The sequence below is a fragment of the Pseudomonas sp. ESBL9 genome (genome assembly GCF_036668715.1).
GTDB lineage: Bacteria > Pseudomonadota > Gammaproteobacteria > Pseudomonadales > Pseudomonadaceae > Aquipseudomonas > Aquipseudomonas lundensis.
This window is the reverse complement of record NZ_JAZEVV010000001.1, coordinates 1-20,254: the sequence shown is the minus strand read 5'-3', so window position 1 is coordinate 20,254 and position 20,254 is coordinate 1. Positions and strand designations below refer to the sequence as shown.

At 59.3% G+C, this 20,254-nt stretch carries 19 protein-coding genes; 6 read left to right on the top strand and 13 right to left on the bottom strand.

Annotation, left to right across the window (positions count from 1 at the left end; all coding sequences use genetic code 11):
- Positions 1–4: 4 nt before the first annotated feature.
- The 5 genes from kdpB to V6F78_RS00075 all read right to left on the bottom strand — a co-directional run bounded on the left by kdpB (position 5) and on the right by V6F78_RS00075 (position 5,758).
- Complete coding sequence (gene kdpB, locus V6F78_RS00095; protein ID WP_332726422.1) at positions 5–2,077, bottom strand: potassium-transporting ATPase subunit KdpB; 2,073 nt, start codon at positions 2,075–2,077, stop codon at positions 5–7.
- Positions 2,078–2,087: 10 nt separating this feature from the next.
- Positions 2,088–3,782 (bottom strand): potassium-transporting ATPase subunit KdpA, encoded by a 1,695-nt coding sequence (kdpA, locus tag V6F78_RS00090; RefSeq protein ID WP_332726421.1) that lies wholly within the window; start codon positions 3,780–3,782, stop codon positions 2,088–2,090.
- An 8-nt stretch (positions 3,783–3,790) separates the two neighbouring features.
- Positions 3,791–3,880: a K(+)-transporting ATPase subunit F gene (gene kdpF / locus V6F78_RS00085; protein WP_047274123.1), complete on the bottom strand. Its 90-nt coding sequence runs from the start codon at positions 3,878–3,880 to the stop codon at positions 3,791–3,793.
- Between the two features lie 168 nt (positions 3,881–4,048).
- Positions 4,049–5,281, bottom strand: a complete 1,233-nt coding sequence (locus V6F78_RS00080; protein WP_169858811.1) for a hypothetical protein — start codon at positions 5,279–5,281, stop codon at positions 4,049–4,051.
- A gap of 27 nt (positions 5,282–5,308) precedes the next feature.
- On the bottom strand, positions 5,309–5,758 hold the full coding sequence (locus V6F78_RS00075) for a YcgN family cysteine cluster protein (RefSeq protein ID WP_047274118.1): 450 nt from the start codon (positions 5,756–5,758) through the stop codon (positions 5,309–5,311).
- 154 nt (positions 5,759–5,912) lie between these two features.
- On the opposite strand from V6F78_RS00075, the gene V6F78_RS00070 reads away from it, so the two are divergent.
- On the top strand, positions 5,913–6,506 hold the full coding sequence (locus V6F78_RS00070; protein WP_094991510.1) for a nitroreductase family protein: 594 nt from the start codon (positions 5,913–5,915) through the stop codon (positions 6,504–6,506).
- A 91-nt stretch (positions 6,507–6,597) separates the two neighbouring features.
- On the opposite strand, the gene V6F78_RS00065 is transcribed toward V6F78_RS00070, so the two are convergent.
- The 3 genes from V6F78_RS00065 to rnd all read right to left on the bottom strand — a co-directional run bounded on the left by V6F78_RS00065 (position 6,598) and on the right by rnd (position 9,081).
- On the bottom strand, positions 6,598–7,530 hold the full coding sequence (locus V6F78_RS00065; RefSeq protein ID WP_048377675.1) for a D-2-hydroxyacid dehydrogenase: 933 nt from the start codon (positions 7,528–7,530) through the stop codon (positions 6,598–6,600).
- Positions 7,531–7,657: 127 nt separating this feature from the next.
- Complete coding sequence (locus V6F78_RS00060) at positions 7,658–7,951, bottom strand: YcgL domain-containing protein (RefSeq protein ID WP_047274112.1); 294 nt, start codon at positions 7,949–7,951, stop codon at positions 7,658–7,660.
- The gene (rnd, locus tag V6F78_RS00055) at positions 7,948–9,081 is read right to left on the bottom strand and encodes a ribonuclease D (protein WP_047292661.1); all 1,134 of its coding nucleotides are present in this window, start codon (positions 9,079–9,081) and stop codon (positions 7,948–7,950) included. The genes V6F78_RS00060 and rnd overlap by 4 nt, the downstream gene beginning before the upstream one ends.
- Before the next feature lie 295 nt (positions 9,082–9,376).
- Between rnd and ampC the strand changes: the two genes are divergently transcribed.
- A complete protein-coding gene (gene ampC / locus V6F78_RS00050; protein ID WP_047292660.1) occupies positions 9,377–10,525 on the top strand; it encodes a class C beta-lactamase in 1,149 nt (382 codons plus the stop codon).
- On the opposite strand, the gene V6F78_RS00045 is transcribed toward ampC, so the two are convergent.
- Both V6F78_RS00045 and V6F78_RS00040 read right to left on the bottom strand, forming a co-directional pair.
- Complete coding sequence (locus tag V6F78_RS00045; protein WP_047292658.1) at positions 10,522–11,157, bottom strand: class I SAM-dependent methyltransferase; 636 nt, start codon at positions 11,155–11,157, stop codon at positions 10,522–10,524. The genes ampC and V6F78_RS00045 overlap by 4 nt on opposite strands.
- 229 nt (positions 11,158–11,386) lie before the next feature.
- Positions 11,387–12,766, bottom strand: a complete 1,380-nt coding sequence (locus tag V6F78_RS00040) for a glutamine synthetase family protein (RefSeq protein WP_169858814.1) — start codon at positions 12,764–12,766, stop codon at positions 11,387–11,389.
- 511 nt (positions 12,767–13,277) lie between these two features.
- Here V6F78_RS00040 and poxB point away from each other — a divergent pair.
- From poxB to map, 4 genes are all read left to right on the top strand, one after another.
- Positions 13,278–14,999: a ubiquinone-dependent pyruvate dehydrogenase gene (poxB, locus tag V6F78_RS00035; RefSeq protein ID WP_332726420.1), complete on the top strand. Its 1,722-nt coding sequence runs from the start codon at positions 13,278–13,280 to the stop codon at positions 14,997–14,999.
- Positions 15,000–15,400: 401 nt separating this feature from the next.
- Positions 15,401–16,948, top strand: a complete 1,548-nt coding sequence (locus V6F78_RS00030) for a TerC family protein (RefSeq protein WP_047277817.1) — start codon at positions 15,401–15,403, stop codon at positions 16,946–16,948.
- Between the two features lie 137 nt (positions 16,949–17,085).
- Positions 17,086–17,346, top strand: coding sequence for a ParD-like family protein (locus V6F78_RS00025; protein ID WP_332726419.1), 261 nt, complete (start codon positions 17,086–17,088; stop codon positions 17,344–17,346).
- On the top strand, positions 17,343–18,134 hold the full coding sequence (gene map / locus V6F78_RS00020; RefSeq protein WP_094991506.1) for a type I methionyl aminopeptidase: 792 nt from the start codon (positions 17,343–17,345) through the stop codon (positions 18,132–18,134). The genes V6F78_RS00025 and map overlap by 4 nt, the downstream gene beginning before the upstream one ends.
- On the opposite strand, the gene V6F78_RS00015 is transcribed toward map, so the two are convergent.
- The 3 genes from V6F78_RS00015 to V6F78_RS00005 all read right to left on the bottom strand — a co-directional run bounded on the left by V6F78_RS00015 (position 18,116) and on the right by V6F78_RS00005 (position 20,021).
- The gene (locus tag V6F78_RS00015; RefSeq protein ID WP_157315208.1) at positions 18,116–18,256 is read right to left on the bottom strand and encodes a hypothetical protein; all 141 of its coding nucleotides are present in this window, start codon (positions 18,254–18,256) and stop codon (positions 18,116–18,118) included. The genes map and V6F78_RS00015 overlap by 19 nt on opposite strands.
- Before the next feature lie 281 nt (positions 18,257–18,537).
- Positions 18,538–18,921, bottom strand: a complete 384-nt coding sequence (locus tag V6F78_RS00010; RefSeq protein WP_047292650.1) for a hypothetical protein — start codon at positions 18,919–18,921, stop codon at positions 18,538–18,540.
- An 884-nt stretch (positions 18,922–19,805) separates the two neighbouring features.
- Complete coding sequence (locus tag V6F78_RS00005; protein WP_421666740.1) at positions 19,806–20,021, bottom strand: RHS repeat-associated core domain-containing protein; 216 nt, start codon at positions 20,019–20,021, stop codon at positions 19,806–19,808.
- Positions 20,022–20,254 lie beyond the last annotated feature (233 nt).

Below are 20,254 nucleotides of genomic sequence, written 5' to 3'. Positions count from 1 at the left end.
CGGGTTAAACCAGATGCAGCGCCGTGAGCAGCATGTCGATCAGCTTGATGCCCACAAACGGCACCACCAGCCCGCCCAGCCCGTAAATCAGCAGGTTGCGACGCAGCAGTTGCGCGGCACTCGCCGCCTGCACCCGCACGCCGCGCAAGGCCAGCGGGATCAGCACCACGATAATCAGCGCGTTGAACACAATCGCGGACACGATGGCGCTCTGCGGGCTGTTGAGGTGCATCACGTTGAGCACGCCCAGTTGCGGGTAAATCGTGGCAAACAGCGCAGGCAGGATGGCGAAATACTTGGCCACGTCGTTGGCAATCGAGAACGTGGTCAGCGCGCCCCGGGTCACCAGCAACTCTTTACCGATCTGCACCACATCCAGCAGCTTGGTGGGGTCGCTGTCGAGGTCGACCATGTTGGCGGCTTCGCGGGCCGCCTGGGTGCCGTCGTTCATGGCCATGCCCACGTCGGCCTGTGCCAGCGCCGGTGCGTCGTTGGCGCCGTCGCCGCACATCGCCACCAGACGGCCGTCGTTTTGCTCCTGGCGGATGCGCGCCAGTTTTTTCTCCGGCGTGGCTTCTGCCAGCACATCATCGACCCCCGCCTCGGCCGCAATCGCCGCGGCGGTCAGCGGGTTGTCGCCGGTCACCATGACCGTGCGGATCCCCAGCGTGCGCAGTTCGGCAAAACGCTCGCGGATGCCGGGCTTAACCACGTCCTTGAGGTGAATCGCGCCGAGCAGCTTGCCTTGCACGCACACCAGCAACGGCGTGCCGCCACTCTGGGCAATTTTGTCGATTTCACGGGACAAGGCCGGGGCGACTTCATCGCGTTTCAGGCCGATAAAGGCCAGCACCGAATCCACGGCGCCCTTGCGGTACACCCGGTCGTTGTAATCGACCCCCGAGAGCCGCGTTTCAGCCGTGAACGGCACCGCTGTGATTGCGTGCGCCTCCGGCTCTGGCAGCGCGTGCAGGCCACGGATGAACTCGACAATCGACTTGCCCTCCGCCGTCTCGTCCGCCAGCGACGCCAACAGCGCGCCCTGAGCCAGCTCCATCGCGGTCACGCCGGGGGTGGCATACAGCGCCGTGCAGCGGCGATTGCCGAAGGTGATGGTGCCGGTCTTGTCCAGCATCAACACGTGCACGTCACCGGCGGCCTCCACCGCACGGCCGGACTTGGCAATCACGTTCAGGCGCACCAGCCGGTCCATACCGGCAATGCCGATGGCCGACAGCAAGCCACCGATGGTGGTCGGGATCAGCGTCACCAACAGCGCGACCAGAAACACCAACGGCAGACTGCCACCCGCAAAATAGGCGAAGGGCTGCAAGGTCACGACCACGATCAGAAAGATCAGGGTCAGGCCGATCAGCAGAATATCCAGCGCCACTTCGTTGGGCGTTTTCTGGCGTTTGGCGCCTTCGACCAGCGCGATCATGCGGTCCAGTGTCGACTCGCCGGGGTTGGCGCTGATCTGTACCAACAGCCAGTCCGACACCAGCCGCGTATTGCCGGTGACGGCCGAACGATCACCGCCCGACTCGCGAATCACCGGGGCAGACTCGCCGGTGATCGCCGCTTCGTTGACCGCGGCAATGCCTTCAATCACCTCACCATCACCGGGGATCATCTCACCGGCTTCGACACGCACCACATCGCCTTTGCGCAAGCGCGTGGCCGGCACCACTTCAAAGCTGCCGTTGGCCGTGCGGCGGCGCGCACTTAACCCCACGCTGCCTGCTTTCAGGCTGTCAGCCCGCGCCTTGCCCCGACCCTCGGCCAGGGCTTCGGCGAAGTTGGCAAACAGCACGGTAAACCACAACCACACGGCGATTTGCAGCGCTACGCCGGTGGACACCACAGGGTCGGGCAACACGCACAAGATCGTGGTGAAGACCGCCGTCAGTTCCACCACCAGCATCACCGGCGAGCGCTTGAGCTGACGCGGGTCGAGCTTGACGAATGCGTGTAACAACGCCGGACGCCACAGGTCGGCAAACGCGGTTTTCGGTGACGCAGGCGCCTGGGTGTCAGGCGCAGGCGTCAGGGTTTTAACAGGAGCTGGCATGCTCATCATCGTGTCCTCAGAAACCCGGAATCAGTTGTTCAGCGATTGGGCCAAGGGCCAGTGTCGGCAAGAAGGTCAACCCGCCCACCAGCACGATGGTCATGGTCAGCAGCACCACAAACAGCGGGCCGTGGGTGGGAAAGCTGTCCTGCCCCACGGGTGCGGTTTTCTTCATCGCCAGGCTTCCGGCCAGCGCCAGCACCGGCAGGATGTAACCGAAACGGCCGATCAACATGCCCAACCCCAACATCAGGTTATAAAACGGCGTGTTGGCATTGAGCCCGGCAAACGCCGACCCGTTGTTGGCACTGGCCGAGGTAAAGGCGTACAGCACTTGACTGAAGCCATGGGCACCGGGGTTGCTCACCGACGCCACGGCGCTCGGCAAACTGGTCGCCAGCGCGCTGAGCACCAGCACGCCCACCGGCATCACCAGCAGCGTGACCACCAGCAGTTGAACCTCTTTGGCTTGCAGTTTTTTGCCCAGGTACTCGGGGGTTCGGCCAATCATCAAACCGGCCAGGAACACAGCAATCAGTACGTTAAGCAACATGCCGTAGAGACCGGCGCCCACACCGCCGAAGATCACTTCGCCCACCATCATGTTGACCATCGCCACCATCCCGCTCAGCGGGTTGAGGCTGTCATGCATGCCATTGACCGACCCGTTAGAGGCTGCGGTGGTGGTCTCGGTCCACAGCACCGTGGCGGTGGTGCCAAAACGCACTTCCTTGCCCTCCAGCGGTGCGGTGTGCTCAACCAGCGGGCTGTTGAGCGCAGGGTTGGGTTGAGACTCTGCGTACAACGCAGTGCCGCCGCCGATCAGGAACAACGCCAGCATGCAGGCGATGATGGCGCGGCTTTGGCGCAGGTCCTTGACGTAATGGCCGAAGGTGAACACCAACGCCACGGGAATCAGGATGATCGACGCCACTTCAAACAGGTTGCTCCAGGCCGTGGGGTTCTCGAACGGGTGCGCCGAGTTGACCCCGAAAAAGCCCCCGCCATTGGTGCCCAGTTGCTTGATCGCAATCTGACTCGCGGCCGGCCCTAACGGGATGACCTGATCCAGGTCCTCCAGGGTCAGCGCATGAACATAGTGCGCCAGGGTTTGCGGCACGCCCTGCCACACCAGCAACAGCGCCAGCACCAGGCACAGCGGCAGCAGGCCGTAGAGCGTGGCGCGGGTCATGTCGACCCAGAAATTGCCCAGCGTGCGGGCGGACCGGCGGCTGATGCCACGGCACAAGGCGACCAAGACCGCCAGGCCGGTCGCCGCACTGACGAAGTTCTGCACGGTCAGGCCCGCCATTTGGCTGAAGTAACTGAGGGTTGCTTCGCCGCTGTAGCTCTGCCAGTTGGTGTTGGTGACAAAACTCACGGCGGTGTTGAACGCCTGCGTCCACTCCTGCCCCGGCAACTGCTGGGGGTTGAGCGGCAAATACTGTTGCAACAGCAAAATCGCAAACAGCAACACAAACCCTGCGAGGTTGAACGCCAGCAACGCCAGCGCGTACTTCTGCCAGGTATGCTCATCGCCCGGATCGACCCCGGCCACCCGGTAACAGACCCTCTCGACCGGCCCGAGCACCGGCGTCAACCAGGTGCGCTGACCTTCCATGACCTTGTAATAAAAACGTCCCAGCCAGGGCGCAGGCAGCAACACCAACGCGAAAAAGGCCAGCAACAGCCCATAGTCATAACTGTGCATACCCGCTCCTAATTCCGATCAGCGCGCAACAGCGCCACCAGCAGATAAACGAACAGCCCCACTGCCAACAGCAGCGACACCCCATCCAGAATGCCCATCGACGTGCTCCCCAAAGCGGCGATTGCCGCGTGTGGGGAAAGTGTGGGGTTCAGGGGTGTAAAGGATCGAGATCGAGGGGGATGCGAGGGCGTAAAGAAGGCGTAAAGAAAACCATCGCGCCAGACCTGTCGCGGCTGGCGGATCTGCGACGACCGTAAAGCGAACGCTCAGTGCAGCAGTGGGGTGGCGAGCACGTCAGACGCGCCGCCCAGTACGCTTTCGCTCAGTTGGATAAACGATTGGGTATTGACCTTGTCCATGCGCATTAACGCTTGGCTCACATCGTCCAGCGAACGCTTGCTATGGGTTTGCAGACGGATTTCGCGGTCCAGCGCCTGCAACAGCGTCACCGCACGCGCCACCGCCGCCGGATTGGCCTGCGCGCCGCGCATCCGCGTCACGCCTTTGCCAGTCGCATTGAGCTTGTGCTGCAAGGTCTGATACCGCTCGTCGCTCATCCCGCCTGCGCGGCGCATCAGTTCGATGGCGTAATACTCGCTCAACCCTTGGCTGATCCAGTCATGGCCCGGTTCTACCTTGATGCCACTGAACAGTTGCACCCATTCGCGCAACAACGGACTGCTGCCAGATTCGCTGACCATCGGCAAGGCGCTGCTCAGATAAATGGAGTTGCGGTCGGCGCTGGCGCCTTTCCACATCGGGCTGCCGGCCCCGACGATCAGCAACTTGGGCGGGTTGCGCGGGAACACCGCTTGCACCTGCGGCCAGACGAAGGTCAGCAGTGTCAGGACGTCCATGCGCCGCATGCCCTGCCCTTGCGGCGCGGCAACGGTGACCTCGGTTTCGCCCAGCGTGGTGCGCCGGCTGCCCAGCGTGCCCGCCAGCATCCACCCGGTTGGCCGATCAAACAAACGCGAAACATCGTCAATGCGGAAACGGTTTTTGCCGATGCGCGGCCACGCGGTTTCGACACTTTTCCAGCCTTCGGGCAAGGCGAACGTCAGCCGTGACACCAGCTCGGTACCGTCTTGCTGGTCGAGGCTGGCAGGCGGCACCAGTTGCTCGCCACGGAACAACGCCCACTTGGCCGTGGCATAGGTGTCGAAACTGCCGTTTTTAAAGGGGTGATTGAGGCGAACCCGGTAGCTCAGCGTGGCGGTGCCTGACGCGGGATGCCACACCCCACGGCTGTGCTGCGGGTCGGGGGTGAGCTGCCAGCCGCCATCGGCCTTGAAATCGCTGTAGCTGCCGGGGGCGCCAAGGTCGAAATCCAGACTGCGCACGGCTGAGCCTTCAGCCAGCGTCAGGCGCACGTCGGCCTGGCCGGTTTGCGGCATCAGGCGCACGTGGTAATCCAGATTGACTTTTTGCGCGGCCCACAGCGGACTGCCGAGCAGTGCCATCAGCAGCCCCAGGGGGATTCGGTAACGCAGCGGCATACACACTCCTTGCGACCGCTCCGGCGATTAACCGGCGCGGAAAATCAGATGATCTTCCCAGTCTTCTTCCGGCACGCTGCCTTCGGCCAGCATGCGCCCCGATTGCGAGATGCGCTCGTGGTGCACGGCGTCCGGATCACCACACACCAAGGGGTGCCACAGCGGCAGGTCCTTGCGTTCGCTGACCAGCCGGTAGCCACAGGTGGGCGGCAGCCATTTGAATTCCTCCGCCTTGCCCGGCGACAGTTGAATGCAGTCCGGGACAGAATCACGTCGATTCGGGTAGTCCGTGCACCGGCAGGTTTTCAGGTCGAGCAGTTTGCAGGCAATGCGCGTGTAGTAGACGCTGTTGTCGTCTTCATCTTCGAGCTTTTGCAGGCAGCACAAGCCGCAACCGTCGCACAGCGACTCCCATTCCTCCTGATCCAGTTGATCGAGGGTTTTGCGGATCCAGAACGGTTCAACTTTTGCGGCCATGGCTCAAACATCAACATCGGGGAATGGAAAAGGCCGCCAGTCTAGTGCCCAAGGCCCCGCGGGCCAAGCGCTTGTCGTCAGACTTGTCAGCCAGATGGCATAACAGTAGCTTTGCGCCTACGCTGAACCGCGAAAATCAACTCAGGTATCAAGAATGACTGCTAATACCCGCATCGCCGATTACGCCATTCACGAGCAATTCACCCAGCGCTGGTCGCCCCGTGCTTTCACCGATGCCACCCTCGACACACCGACCCTCATGAGCTTTTTTGAAGCCGCACGCTGGGCGCCTTCGGCTTACAACTCGCAGCCTTGGCGCTTTCTGTTCGCGCTGCGCGGCACCCCGGCGTTTGATCGCTACTTGAACCTGCTGGTGGAATTCAACCAGGGCTGGGCTAAACACGCCGCCGCGCTGGTGGTGATTGTGTCGAAAACCACCTTTGCCGCTCCGGGCACCACCGAAGAAAAACCGTCACCGACTAACGCGTTCGATACCGGCGCAGCCTGGGGCCATCTGGCCTTGCAAGCTCACCTGAGCGGCTGGCACACCCACGGCATGAGCGGGCTCGATTACGAGCGCGCGCACAAAGAGCTGAAGATCCCGGAAGGCTATGCCGTGCAAGCCATGGTGGCAATCGGCAAGCTGGGGGACAAAGCGACGCTGGTCGATTACCTGCAAGCCAAGGAAGTGCCCAGCCAGCGTGAGCCGCTGAGCAAATTAGTCGCTGAAGGTGATTTCAGCCTCTAAGCGCGGCCTGTCGCTGCCGCAAACCGCGAGCTTTTGACCTGACCCTTGAAAGCTCGCAGCCTCGCGTTGTCCGGCAGCGACCCCAGTCTTGTTAATAGCCGCGTGCGAAATCCACTTCGCCACGCATCGGCTGCCCCGCCTGAAACGCACGCAGGTTGTCGACAAACAGTTGCACCATCAACGACGGTGACGTCGGCGCCGAACTGTGACCGGTCAACAACAGGCCCCAGGCGGTCCAGAACGGATGCTTCGCGGGCAATGGCTCCTGCCGGCACACGTCAATCACGGCGGCGGCAATATGGCCGACCCGCAACGCTTCAACCAAGTCCGCATCCACCACGGCGACGCCACGCCCGGCATTGATGAACACCCCGGTCGGGTTGAATTGTGCAAACAGTTCGGCATCGTACAGGTCGTGGGTGTCCGGCGTGTTGGGCAACAAGTTCACCACGTAATCCACCGCCCCCACCAGGCGCGGCAGATCGTCCAGCGTGCCGACTTCCTTGAAGGGCGCCTGCTCACGGGCGGTACGGGCGATGGCATACAGCTCCACGCCAAACGGTTGCAGAAACTGCGCCACGGTCTGGCCAATGTCGCCGGCGCCGACGATCAGCACCTTGCGCCCGACCAGGCTCTGGCCCATGCGGTTATCCCATTTGCGCTCCACCTGACTGACCAGCCGCGCCATGACTTCACGCTCGTGACCGAGGATGTACGTCAGCACGTATTCGGCCATGACCTGACCGAAAATACCCACGGCACGGGTCAGGCGGTAGTTGCGCTGCAAGCCGCCGGCCAACAGCGGCGTAATGCCCGCCCAGGTCGATTGCAGCCATTGTGGCTGATGCCCCTGACGCATCAGCGTGGCCAGCAGATCAGGCTGGCCCAGCCATACCGGGCAATCGGCCGCCAGACGCGACAGCTGCGCCGAGTCGCCACTGGTCAACACCTCCAGTTCAGGCGCGGCCGCTTGCAGCAGGCGTGTGTAAAGGGGGTGGTCATGTTCGGCAATCAGAACGCGCATGCTCGTAACCTTTTTAAAACGCTGCCAGCGGCCGCCGTCGCGGGTTAACGCGTCGAATGGGGGCACCGCCAATGCAATTGAATCCACTCAGGACAGGTGCCCTTTGCCGGGCACCCGGATCAGGTCGTTACATCGGGTCGTTGCGACGCAACAGCTCTTCAGGCAAGTGCTCGATGTATTCGTCTTCGGCCGGTGGCATCTGCAGGTGATAACCCTGTTTCTCAAGGTTCTCCAGCACCACGGCGATGTCTTCGCGCGACAGCTTGCGCTCGGGGGTCAGCACCAGATCGAACGCGTGAATGGCTTTGCCAAATGCCGCCATCAAAGGCTCCGGCACGCGCTCCAGAGCATCGGCCTTGAGCACGTACAAGTACATTTCGTTGCGCTTGGTGCTGCGGTAAATAGAGCAAATACGTTTCAAGACGGTTCTCCAGCAGTGGCCAGGCTGTCGAGCAGCGCCTGACCCATCAGCTCACGGCGCCATCCGCGCAGTGAGTCCGGTAATTGATAAGGCCCATTGGGGAAGCCGCTCTTGACCAGCGCTTCCAGGGTTTTCTTGCGCAGCATCAGCTCGGGCGCCATGTTCAGTTGTTCGGCATACACCTGGCCCACCGCCCGCAGACGTTTGATCAGCGCCGCGGCTTCTACCGGCAACGGCTCGGGCACGGCAGGCGGCCAATGCTCAGGTGGCAGGCTGCCTGCACGCTTGATCAAGTCGAGTAAAAACTCGCCGTCCTGACGCACAGTGCGCGGGTGCATGTCTTCGATGCGCGCCAGCGAGACCAGGTTGTCGGGCTGGGTTTTGGCCAATGGCCACAACGCATGTTCACGCACGATCCGGTTGCGCGGCAGGTCACGGGCGCGGGCTTCACGCTCACGCCAGGCGCAGATTTCACGCAAGACCGCCAACTGATCGCGGGACAACTTCCACGCCAGCTTGGCCTCGCGGTACACCTCGTTCGGGTCCACTTCGCGGCGCAAGTTGGCGACCAGCTCAGCACCGTCTTCGAGCACCCAGTTGTACTTTTCGGGCGACAACCGCGGACGCAACAGCACATACACTTCAGCCAGATGCTGGGCATCTTCGGCGGCGTAGCTGATCTGCGTTTCGGACAGTGGACGTTGCAGCCAATCAGAGCGGGTTTCGCCTTTGGGCAGGTCCAGGTCGAGCACTTCCTTGACCAGACGCGAATAGCCCATCGAGAACCCCAGGTTCAGGTAGGCGGCTGCCAACTGGGTGTCAAACAATGGCGCGGGCAAGCTGCCGGTCAAGCGCAACAGCACCTCAAGGTCCTCGCTGCACGCGTGCAGCACTTTGACCACGGCCGGGTTTTCCAGCAGGGCCGCCAGCGGCTGCCAGTTGTCGATGGTCAGCGGGTCAATCAGGTAAGCCCGCTCCCCGTCGCCGATCTGAATCAAGCCGGCAATGGGGTAAAAGGTGTCGACCCGCATGAATTCGGTGTCGAGGGCTACAAACGGCAAATGCTGCCATTGGGCGCAATGTTGGCCGAGGCTATCGTTGTCGCGAATCCAGTGAATATCGATGGCCACACGGCTCTCCCTTGAAGAATGGCGCGCAGTATATATCGGCATCAGGCATTTCCGGCGATTGACTGACAAACTTGTCGACGAAAAAACCTACATAAATTCAGGCTTCCACCTTCAACACACGCCCCCGTTAAATGTGTATTTTCACCCAGCTCACGCCTCGAACAGCGTGCCTGCACGCTCACACCTGTGATGAAACGCATCGCTGCTCCGTCATCAAGAAACATTCGGTGACAAGGCCGCACGCTGCATCCGACTCAACCTGCCCTTTTTCCACAGAGACAAGAAGGACGCCCTCATGCGCCAGCCGTTAAAACACACCGTATCTACTCTTTTACTGTCGGGTTTGTGCGCCATGAGCATGCCCGCCGTGTCCGCGAGCCTCGACAGCACTGTGCGAGACGCCGCCCAAGCGGTGATGCAACAGTACAACGTGCCCGGCCTGGCCATCGCCATCAGCGTCGAAGGTCAACAGCATTTCTATAACTTCGGTGTCGCTTCAAAAATGACAGCCACCAAAGTGACCTCCGACACGCTGTTCGAGGTGGGTTCCATCAGCAAAACCCTGACCGCGACCCTGGCCACTTACGCTCAAGCCAATGGGCAACTGTCACTCACTAAGACGGTGAGTACGTACCTGCCCGAATTACGCAACACCCCGTTCGGCAACGTGACGCTGATCGGGCTGGCCACTCACACGGCTGGCGGATTCCCGTTGCAGGTGCCCGATGATGTTCAAAACGATACACAACTCATGGCCTACCTCAAGGCCTGGCAACCGACGTACCCGCAGGGCACCCAGCGCAGCTATGCCAACCCCAGCATCGGCATGCTGGGGGTGATCGCCGCCAAACGCATGAACATGCCCTACACCGAGGCCATGCAAGACCATTTGCTGCCGGCATTGGGGATGAAAAGCAGCTATCTGCAGATCCCTGACAGCGAGATGCACCGCTACGCTCAGGGGTACAACAAAGAGGATGCGCCCGTACGTTTAGGGGCAGGCGTATTGGCGGACGAAGCCTACGGCCTGAAAACCTCGGCGCGCGACCTGATCCATTTCGCCGAGCTGAATGCAGGCCTTGGCCAGGTCAGCACACCCCTTCGCCGCGCCCTGGACACCACTCACACCGGTTACTTCCGGGCCGGGCCCATGACCCAGGACCTGGTGTGGGAGCAATACCCCTTACCGGTCACATTGGCTGCACTGGTCGAGGGCAACTCGAACGCCATGGCCTACGACACTCAACCGGTTGAGGCCTTGAATCCACCACTGGCCCCACGCGCCGACAGCTGGATCAATAAGACCGGCTCCACCAATGGCTTCGGTGGCTACATCGCGTTCGTGCCCGCCAAAAAGCAGGCCGTGGTCATTCTTGCGAACAAAAATTACCCGAACGAAGCCCGGGTGAAATTGGCTCATGCGCTTTTAGAGGCGTTGAATTAACTGCCTTTGCGCAACACGAAAATGCTGCCCGCCGTGTGGCCGGGCAACACATCGTATTGTTTGAGTACGCTGAAGCCCGCCTGTGAAAACTGGGCTTCGATTGCGTTCTTGGTCACCCAGATGCGCTGCGGGTTCTGCGAGGGTTTGATAAACAGCGACAGGATCAACGTGTCACGGCTGACCCGGTGCAATTCGCGCAAGATCGCCAGACGGTGCTCGCTGTCACGCACATGGTGAAACAGCTGCATGCAAAAAATGCAGTCCACGGCGTTTTCAGGCATATCGATGGTAAACACCGAGCTTTTAAACAAGGTGACACGCGCCAGCAAGCCCGTCGAATGGTGGGTTCTGGCGTGATCGAGCATGCCCTGAGACGGATCGGCGGCCAGAATCACCCGGTTGCCATGCTCGGCCAACAACGGCCAGAAACGCCCGGCACCGCACGCCAGGTCCAGCACCAGCCCTGGCTCGCCCGCCACTTTGAGCGCGCGCCGAATCAGCGACTGCTCCCGCCACATGGCCAGACGCCGGAGCACACCTTCGGGCCGTACTTCCCGGCATACCTGAGCATGCTCGCGGTCATAGCGTTCAGCGAATTCAAGCTCAATGGTGGAAGGTGGCTGCGATGACATGGCCCGCGAACTCTTGTGTATGAAGTTATTCGCCAAGGAGGTTAGCGGGCCAGCAGTGAAAAAATTGTCAGGAAAGGATGAAAACCTTCGTGGCGGTTAAACGCCTGCCCTCACAGGAACAAGGCGTTTAGCCATCCATGGCCCAGTCGCCGTGGACGGTGGCCCCGTGGCCCCGTGGCCGGGGTGACAGGTCCATTGCGCCCGATCACCCCACCCTGTCGCGGCAAGCTCACGCGTGCTGCAAATACCAGCGCCAGTCCTGCTCGCCCACTTCGCCCATGAATTGGCGGTATTCCGCGTTTTTGACCGCCAGGTATACCTTCACAAACGCAGGGCCGAACGCTTCTTTGGCCCAGTCGGAGCGTTCCAAGGCACGCAAGGTCGTCAACCAGTCGGTGGGCAGTTGCTCGGCGGCCTGTGCGTAACCATTGCCTTGGACCGGAGCGCCCGGATCACGCTGCTCTCGAATACCGCGATGGATACCGGCCAGAATGGCCGCTGCGGCCAAATAAGGATTGGCATCGGCGCCGCAAATCCGGTGCTCGATATGCCGCGAAAAAGCCGGGCCGCCCGGCACCCGCAGGCTCACCGTGCGATTGTCCACGCCCCACGTCGCGGCCAGCGGCGCGTAGCTGTTGCTCTGAAAACGTCGATAAGAGTTGGCATTCGGGCAAAACATCAGCAGTGAGTCGAGCAGCGTGCTGAGCATGCCGCCCACCGCCTGTTTGAGCAACGGCGTGCCTTCGGGCGCTTCACTGGCGAACAGGTTGTTGCCGTCCTTGTCGGCCAGGCTGACGTGCATGTGCATGCCCGTCCCGGCCAGATCGTCAAACGGCTTGGCCATAAAACACGCAGCCATCCCGTGCTTGTGCGCCACGCCCTTGACCAGTCGCTTGTAGCGCACCGCTTCGTCCATGGCCTGCAACGCGTCGGCGCGGTGTTCAAGGGTGATTTCCACTTGCCCCGGTGCGTATTCGGAAATGGCGGTGCGCGCCGGAATGCCTTGCAGTCTGCAGGCGCTGTACAGATCGGCCAGAAACGGCTCGATTTGCTCCAGTTCACGCAACCCGTAGACCTGCGTCGCACGCGGTCGCTGGCCGTCGGCATCACGCGCCGGTTGCGGCCGGCCCTGGCTGTCGCGCTTTTGGTCGAGCAAGTAAAACTCCAGCTCCGCCGCCATCACCGGGTAATAGCCGTCGGCGTTTAGCCCGTCGATCACCTTGACCAGCAGATGACGTGGGTCGGCCACGGTGGCGGGCATGCCTTGCTCGGGGTGCATGCTGACTTGCACCGCTGCCATCGGTATCTGGCGCCACGGCATGGGCTGCAGGCTGCCACTCAACGGGTAGGCGCGGCAGTCGATGTCGCCCACGTCCCAGACCAGCCCGGTATTTTCCACATCGTCGCCATTGATGCTCAGGCCCAGAATGGTGCTCGGCAGCGGCCGGCCGCTTTCATAAACCGCCAACAGTTCATCGCGGTGCAGCAACTTGCCGCGGGGCACGCCGTTGTTGTCAAGGATGAACAACTCAAACATCTCGATATGCGGGTGCGATTGCAGAAAATCCAACGCTTCTTGTAACGGCGCAAACAGGGTCGTGGCACTCATGGGAAGACTCGTATAGGCGTATCAGACAGGCGCGCAAATGCGCGGTTGATCAACATCAGCCAACACAAGGGGTATCCGGGGGGCGCGCATGACGGCAGTGAAACAAGGCCCAAAACGCCAGTTCGCACGGCAGATCACACCGATCAAGGGTGGCGCAGGGAAGATAACCTCGAAGCGGCCGTCCTGCAGGCGCGTAAATGCCTGACAGCTTCACGCGTTGAATCTCTACAAGGCCAAGCCTCATACCTGAAACCATTGCCGAAAAAGAACACGCAGCCTCCCATGCGCCGCAGCCCGCTTAAATACAGACTTATCAACCTTTGAGTGGCCAACCGCTAAACATTTGAACGCACCTGATAGCGATGCGATGCCGCACGCCTTGCGCTGATGAACATCTTTTCATCGAACGACTGCGCCAGGCGCAAGGTCGGATCCAGTGTCTAACCTGCTTGGGAACGGGTTAATCGCCTGTCTCAGGCCGTCTGTTTTCTTACTTCAAGGAGCCTCTCCCATGTCCCGAACGGTTGCTGATTTCATTACCGAAACGCTGCAAGAGGCAGGCGTCAAACGCGTGTTTGGCGTGGTAGGTGACTCGTTGAATGGCTTTACTGACTCGCTGCGCCGTCAGGAACAGATTGAGTGGATTCACATGCGCAACGAAGAGGCCGCTGCCTTTGCCGCCGGTGCCGAGGCGCATTTGACCGGTGAGCTGGCGGTGTGCGCCGGCAGTTGCGGCCCCGGCAACCTGCATTTGATCAACGGCCTGTTCGACGCCCACCGCAGCGGCGTACCGGTGCTGGCGCTGGCCGCGCATATCCCCAGCAGCGAAATCGGCATTGATTACTTCCAGGCCACCCACCCCGAAAGCCTGTTCAAAGAGTGCAGCCATTACGTGGAGCTGGTGTCGCACCCCGAGCAGTTGCCGCAGATTCTGGAACGCGCCATGCGCATGGCCATCGCCAAGCGCGGCGTGGCGGTGGTGGTGATCCCGGGGGATGTCGCCCTGCAAACCACGCAAGCCAAGGTGCCCAACTGGCTCAAGCCCACCATGCCACTGATTCGCCCCGCCGACACCGAAATCGATCAGTTGGCCTCCTTCCTTAACGACGGGCGCAACGTGACATTACTGTGCGGCGCAGGGTGCGCCGGGGCACATACCGAGATCCTGGCCTTGGCCGAACGCCTCAAAGCGCCGATCGTGCATGCATTGCGCGGCAAGGAACACATCGAATACGACAACCCGTATGACGTCGGCATGACGGGCTTGATCGGCTTTGCATCCGGTTACAAAGCGATGATGAACTGCGACACCTTGCTGATGCTGGGCACCAACTTTCCATACCGCCAGTTCTACCCGGAGCACGGCAATATTGCGCAAATCGACATGCGTCCCGAAGCACTGGGCAACCGTTGCCCGTTGCAGCTGGGATTGCTCGGTGACGTCAAGCTGACCTTGCAGGCCGTGTTGCCCAGCATCAGACAAAACGCCGACAGCGCGCACTTGGAGGCGGCACTCAAGGACTACAAAAAATCCCGTGAAGACCTCGATGCACTGGCCGAAAGCGGACCGAACAGCGACATCATTCACCCTCAATACCTCAATCGACTGGTCAGCGAGCTGGCGGATGACGACGCGATTTTCACCTGCGACGTCGGCACGCCCACCGCTTGGGCAGCGCGCTATTTGAAAATGAACGGCAAGCGGCGTCTGGTCGGCTCGTTCAACCACGGCTCCATGGCCAACGCCATGTTGCAAGCGATTGGCGCACAGGCGGCGTTCGCGCACCGGCAAGTGGTGTCAATGTCGGGCGACGGTGGTTTCACCATGATGATGGGCGACTTTCTGACGCTCAATCAGGTGGGTTTGCCTATCAAAGTCATCGTACTGAATAACGGCACGCTGGGCTTTGTCGAGATGGAAATGAAAGCGGCCGGGTATCCCGACGTGGGCTGCGACCTGAAAAACCCGAACTTCGCCGCAATGGCCGAGGCCATGGGTGTCAAGGGCATCCGTGTGGAACACCCTTCGCAACTGGAAGCCGCGCTGCGCGAAGCCTTCAGCCACCCGGGGCCGGTGTTGGTGGATGTGGTCAGCGCCCGTCAGGAACTGGTCATGCCGCCGACCAAAACTTTTGAGCAGGCCAAAGGTTTTAGCCTGTTCATGCTCAAAACGGTGATGGACGGCCGTGCGCGGGAGTTGATCGACCTGGCCAAGGTCAACCTGTTGCGCTGAGGTTCGCCGCCCTGTCAAAACCCTTGGGGCCGGCGCCTCGAGGGTTTTGTTCGCCCGCAGCCCGCGCCGGTTCCTCACCCCACCCGCAAGGCTATCCCGTCAAATTTTGTAATAACTCCGGCTGACCGAAAAAGCCTGGATCGCTGTAGTCTTGCCCTCCCTCATTGACGCAAGGTTTATATGAACACCCTTCTGGAGCCTCCCAGTCGCTTCTTGGCGCTCGCAACGCCCCTTCACGTGCACCGCTTCACCTCATCTCCCGGCATCGCTTCCGCTCGGTGCTCGCTCATTGTTTCAGTCCCTGCCCTACCCCTGACACCCACGCTGCGTTCGTGCGTCAGCGCGTCTGTGGTCGCCCGGCCTGTCGTTTCCTGTCTTGAACAAGAGGTTTACTGATTCCTATGGAATGGATTGCAGATCCGACGGCCTGGCTGGGCCTGTTGACGCTGATCGTGCTGGAGCTGGTGCTGGGCATCGATAACCTGGTGTTTATCGCGATTCTGGCGGACAAACTGCCGCCTGAGCAGCGCGACCGGGCACGCGTGATCGGCTTGTCGCTGGCGCTGATCATGCGACTGGGCCTGTTGGCCAGTATCTCGTGGATGGTGACGCTCACCGAGCCGCTGTTCGAAGTGTTCGGCAAAGTGTTCTCGGGCCGCGACCTGATCATGTTATTCGGTGGCCTGTTCCTGCTGTTCAAAGCCACGATGGAGTTGCATGAACGGCTGGAAGGCCATGTCTCTGAACGCACCTCGAACACGACCTACGCACTGTTCTGGCCAATCGTGGCGCAGATCGTCGTGCTGGATGCGGTGTTTTCACTGGACGCCGTGATCACAGCAGTGGGCATGGTGGAGCACTTGTCGGTCATGATGATTGCCGTGGTGTTCTCCATCGGCCTGATGATGCTGGCCAGCAAGCCGCTGACCCGCTTCGTCAATAGCCACCCGACGGTCATCATGCTGTGCCTGGGCTTCCTGATGATGATCGGCTTCAGCCTCACGGCCGAAGGCCTGGGCTTCCATATCCCCAAAGGGTATTTGTATGCCGCGATTGGCTTCTCGATCCTCATCGAATTGTTCAATCAGATCGCACGGGCCCGTCGCAAAAAAAGTGTGCAAGGCCTTCGCCCGATGCGAGAGCGGACGGCGCATGCGGTCATGCGGCTGTTGAGCGGACGCAAGCTGGAAGCAGATGAAGTGGACGAGGAAATTGCCGATCTGCTTGAAGGCGGCGAGACCAAAGAGGTGTTTCACCGTCGCGAACGCATCATGATCAGCGGCGTGCTGCAGTTGGCTGAACGCCCTATACGCACCGTGATGACGCCTCGCGCCCAAATCGATCACATCGATCTGGCGGATACGCCCGAAACCATTCGCACGACCCTGATGCACTCGTCTTACTCCCGTTTGCCGCTCATTCGTGAAGGGCGAATTGATGAGCCGCTGGGGTTCATTCACAAGAAAGAACTGCTCAAGGAGTTGCTTGCGGGCAATCAGCCGAATCTGGAGGCCATGGCGCGTAAAACCATCAACTTGCTGGACAGCTTCACGATCCTTAACGCCCTGGAGCAGATGCGCAAGGAATCGACCCACATTGCGTTTGTGATCAATGAATTCGGGGACTTCCTCGGCATTTTGACCATGACCGACATTTTGGAGTCCATTGCGGGTGAGTTACCCGATGCCAGCGAAATTGACGGGCCTGACATCGACGTACTGGACGACGGATTCGCCGTCAGCGGCGCGTTGAACCTGAGTCAGGTACGTGAGCGCACCGGGTTCCCGGCCCACGGCACGGACGACTATCACACGGTGGCGGGGATGGTCATGAGCCTGCTAGACCGCTTGCCGATCAAAGGCGACCGGATTCAATGGGAGGGCTGGCACCTGATCGTCACCGACGTTGAAGAACGGCGCGTAACCCGCGTGCACCTCTCCAAAACGTAAACACCTGCGCGCCCTTGCCCCGTTTCACACCAGCGGCAAGGGCCACCCACCGAGTGCAAAGGCGACATCCGGCCTTCCGTTTCGCCAGAACAATCGCTTAATATACGTTTCATATGCATTTCATATTGAGCGTATCAATGGGCATCGTAAAAATTTCAGACCCCATGCACGAAAACCTGCGGCTCGCGAGCAACGCGCTGAGCCGCTCCATCAACGCGCAAGCCGAACACTGGATGCGCATCGGCATGCTGAGCGAGCTGCACCCTGACCTGGACCACAACCACATCTGCCGGTTGCTGATTCGCGCCGAACTGACGGGCGGTCTGGACCTCAAGTCCCTGAGCGAACTCGCACTCAACGCTTCCCCCCTCGAAACCGTATCGCAGGCCGATCAATGAGAAACCACGTCGTCATCAACAGCCCGGCGCAAATCGCTCAGTCCAAATTGGCCGGCATGCTGGCCGCCGAAGTCCTGGCCATGATCGCGGAACACGTTAAACCCGGCGTGACCACAGACCAACTGGACAAGCTCTGCCACGACTACATCGTCAATGTGCAGAAGGCCATCCCCGGCAACGTGGGTTATCACGGCTTCCCGAAAACAGTCTGCACCTCGGTGAACGACGTCGTGTGCCATGGCATCCCGACAGCCACCCCGTTGAAAGACGGCGACATCGTCAATATCGACATCGCCGTGGTCAAGGACGGCTGGTACGGCGACACCAGCCGCATGTACTTTGTGGGTGAGCCGAGCCCTGAAGCGCGGCGCTTGGTGAAAACCACTTACGACGCCATGTGCGCCGGTATTCGCGTCGTCCGCCCCGGAGCGACCCTGGGCGACATCGGGCATGCCATTCAATCCCTGGCCGAGAAAGAAGGCTACAGCGTGGTGCGCGAATACTGCGGCCATGGCATCGGCAAGGTGTACCACGATGAGCCGCAAGTGCTGCATTACGGCTTCCCGGGCCAAGGCATGAAATTGAAGTCGGGCATGATTTTCACCATCGAGCCGATGCTCAACGCAGGCAAACGTCACGTAAAAACCCTGGCCGATCAGTGGACCGTGGTGACCAAGGACCATTCATTGTCCGCCCAATGGGAGCACATGGTGGCCGTGACCGATAACGGCTTCGAAGTCCTCAGCCCGTGGCCGGACAGCGTGCCTGATTACCCGCCGGTCAGCTGAAACGCGTGATCAATGAGCGGGCCTGCCGAGCGGTCAGGCCCGTGCAGGTGGCCGCTGCCGTAGCTCAGCCAGCTCACTGCGTGGCCATCCGGGCGGGTGGTGGCGATGCGTTGGTTGAGCACGTTGTATTCGTGCTGCTCTATGCATTCCTTTGGTTAGCGTGAAGCGTAGACAGAAGCCAAGCATGGCGTGATCAATATACGACGCGCTTGCATTGGCGACGCTGGGCCATGGAGGGTGATATTTACTTGTTAAAGAGCGCTGATGTGAATGGCTGTACCGTGAGAAAAATCCGCCTTCAACTGCCGTGTAAATTAGTGTAGAGGGGTGATTGTCGGTAACCACACCGTCGTACTCGGCGGCATATCTAAGGCAAGCTATTAGCATATTTCAATCAAGCATATCAGGATGCTGTATATAGATATTTAAGTTTAAATTCTCCTTTATTATAGAAAAAATCAAAGTTTGCTGAGACCTCCTCTTCACCCTGCTCGCTAAACAGCCTGCAATTTATTCTCCAATAATCAGTTTCTTCATCGGCACCGTAGATATCTAAAAGGTTAGGTTCTAGAAGATGCGGGGAAGTGGTTTTTTTTGGGGGGGGCTTCAGCAGGTATTGGTCAGTATCAAAATAGTCATCTAGGTATTCGCGCGCCTCATTATATATAGCCGGGGTCATACCAAATTCGGTCTCGAGCTTAGTATATTTTTTCTTATTAAACGCATCTATGAAGTTTTCAATCATATTGTAAGCAGCGTCATATATTTTTTCTTTTTGAAGCTTCATTATTATCGGACTTTTCTGTTTTTTGGTAAGTTTTTTGCGGTTCCGGAATTTTCCCCGAGACCACTTAAGGAGCCATGCACTTTCTTGGCTTGCAACCCACTCTGATGGCTTATAAGTCGATCACCGTCCGGCATTGTTAAATAGATGTCTGGCAGTATCTTTAACCTGTTTGAGCTCAAGAAGTAATAGCGCTCAAATATTCGGCCTCATATATCTTTTGAATGAGCATTCATACAGGCATTCGCCTGAATCCTGAACGTAATCGCCCCAGAGCCCACCAATACTGCTCCACAGTATTCCCAGTCCTCATCAACCAGCACGTAGAATTCTCTTTGTTCAATTTCAGCCGAAACAAAACCAAAGCAGTCACCAAGAGAGGTGTAAGACTTTTCTATGCATGGAGTCACGTGCAATGATCTAATAAAATTTACAATTCGATCTGTTTCTGACAGATTTAATCTGTAACTTTTGCAGGTGGCGATCCAAAAAAAGTCCGCTAATTTTTTTCAAATGCGCTTAGTATTTTTTTCTCTTGAGCCTTTCTATATAACAGCTCTTTTTTGTAAGGGTCGATATTCATTTGCAGCACTCCTTTATGTCGAAGGCCTTTCCTTTACCGTTACGAATTTGCGGCCGCCCGTGCCTACTCATTCTTGGGTTTCCGTCGTCATCAAGCTTCACTTTCCCGGCTTCCCAGTGGGGTTGATCGGGGTGGCTAACGTCCATTGTTTGTTGTTGTACAGAAGCTAATCCCTTACCCCCACCCGGTTGAGGGGTTTCATAACGATACTCCCATCCTGAGTTGTTTTTAGATGGACTTATCGGTTGCTGGCTAGTTGGTATTCGTGCTTGTCTCATCGCTTAACGTCGGGCAGCTCTTGATGTTACAAACGGATTTTTTCACTACCGAGTGGGAGAGTTTCATTTTGAAGCCCCAGCGGATTCGGCGCATACGCATAAAGATTCAGCCCACCCGCATAGCTGATCGGGTCTTTGCTGACAAACCGCCCGACCCGTGGATCATAGTACCTGTACCGATTGTAGTGCAGCCCTGTTTCGTGATCGAGGTATTGGCCCTGAAACATGATCGGATTGGTCAGGCTTTTCTGCTGTGCCCATTCCGAGCGTTGTTCTTTGATTTCTCCCCACGCCCTGTACTGGGCGCTTCAGGCGATTTGGCCGGTGTGGTCGGCTGCACTTGCGGGGTATGGGTCCATAGCGGGTCCTGGTCGATGTCATAGGCGCCGGTGTAACTTCGCTGAGCCAATAACTAACTCGTCAGCAAATTTCGTCCACTGCCTAACTCTCCAATCAAAGCCAACTTAAATTATCT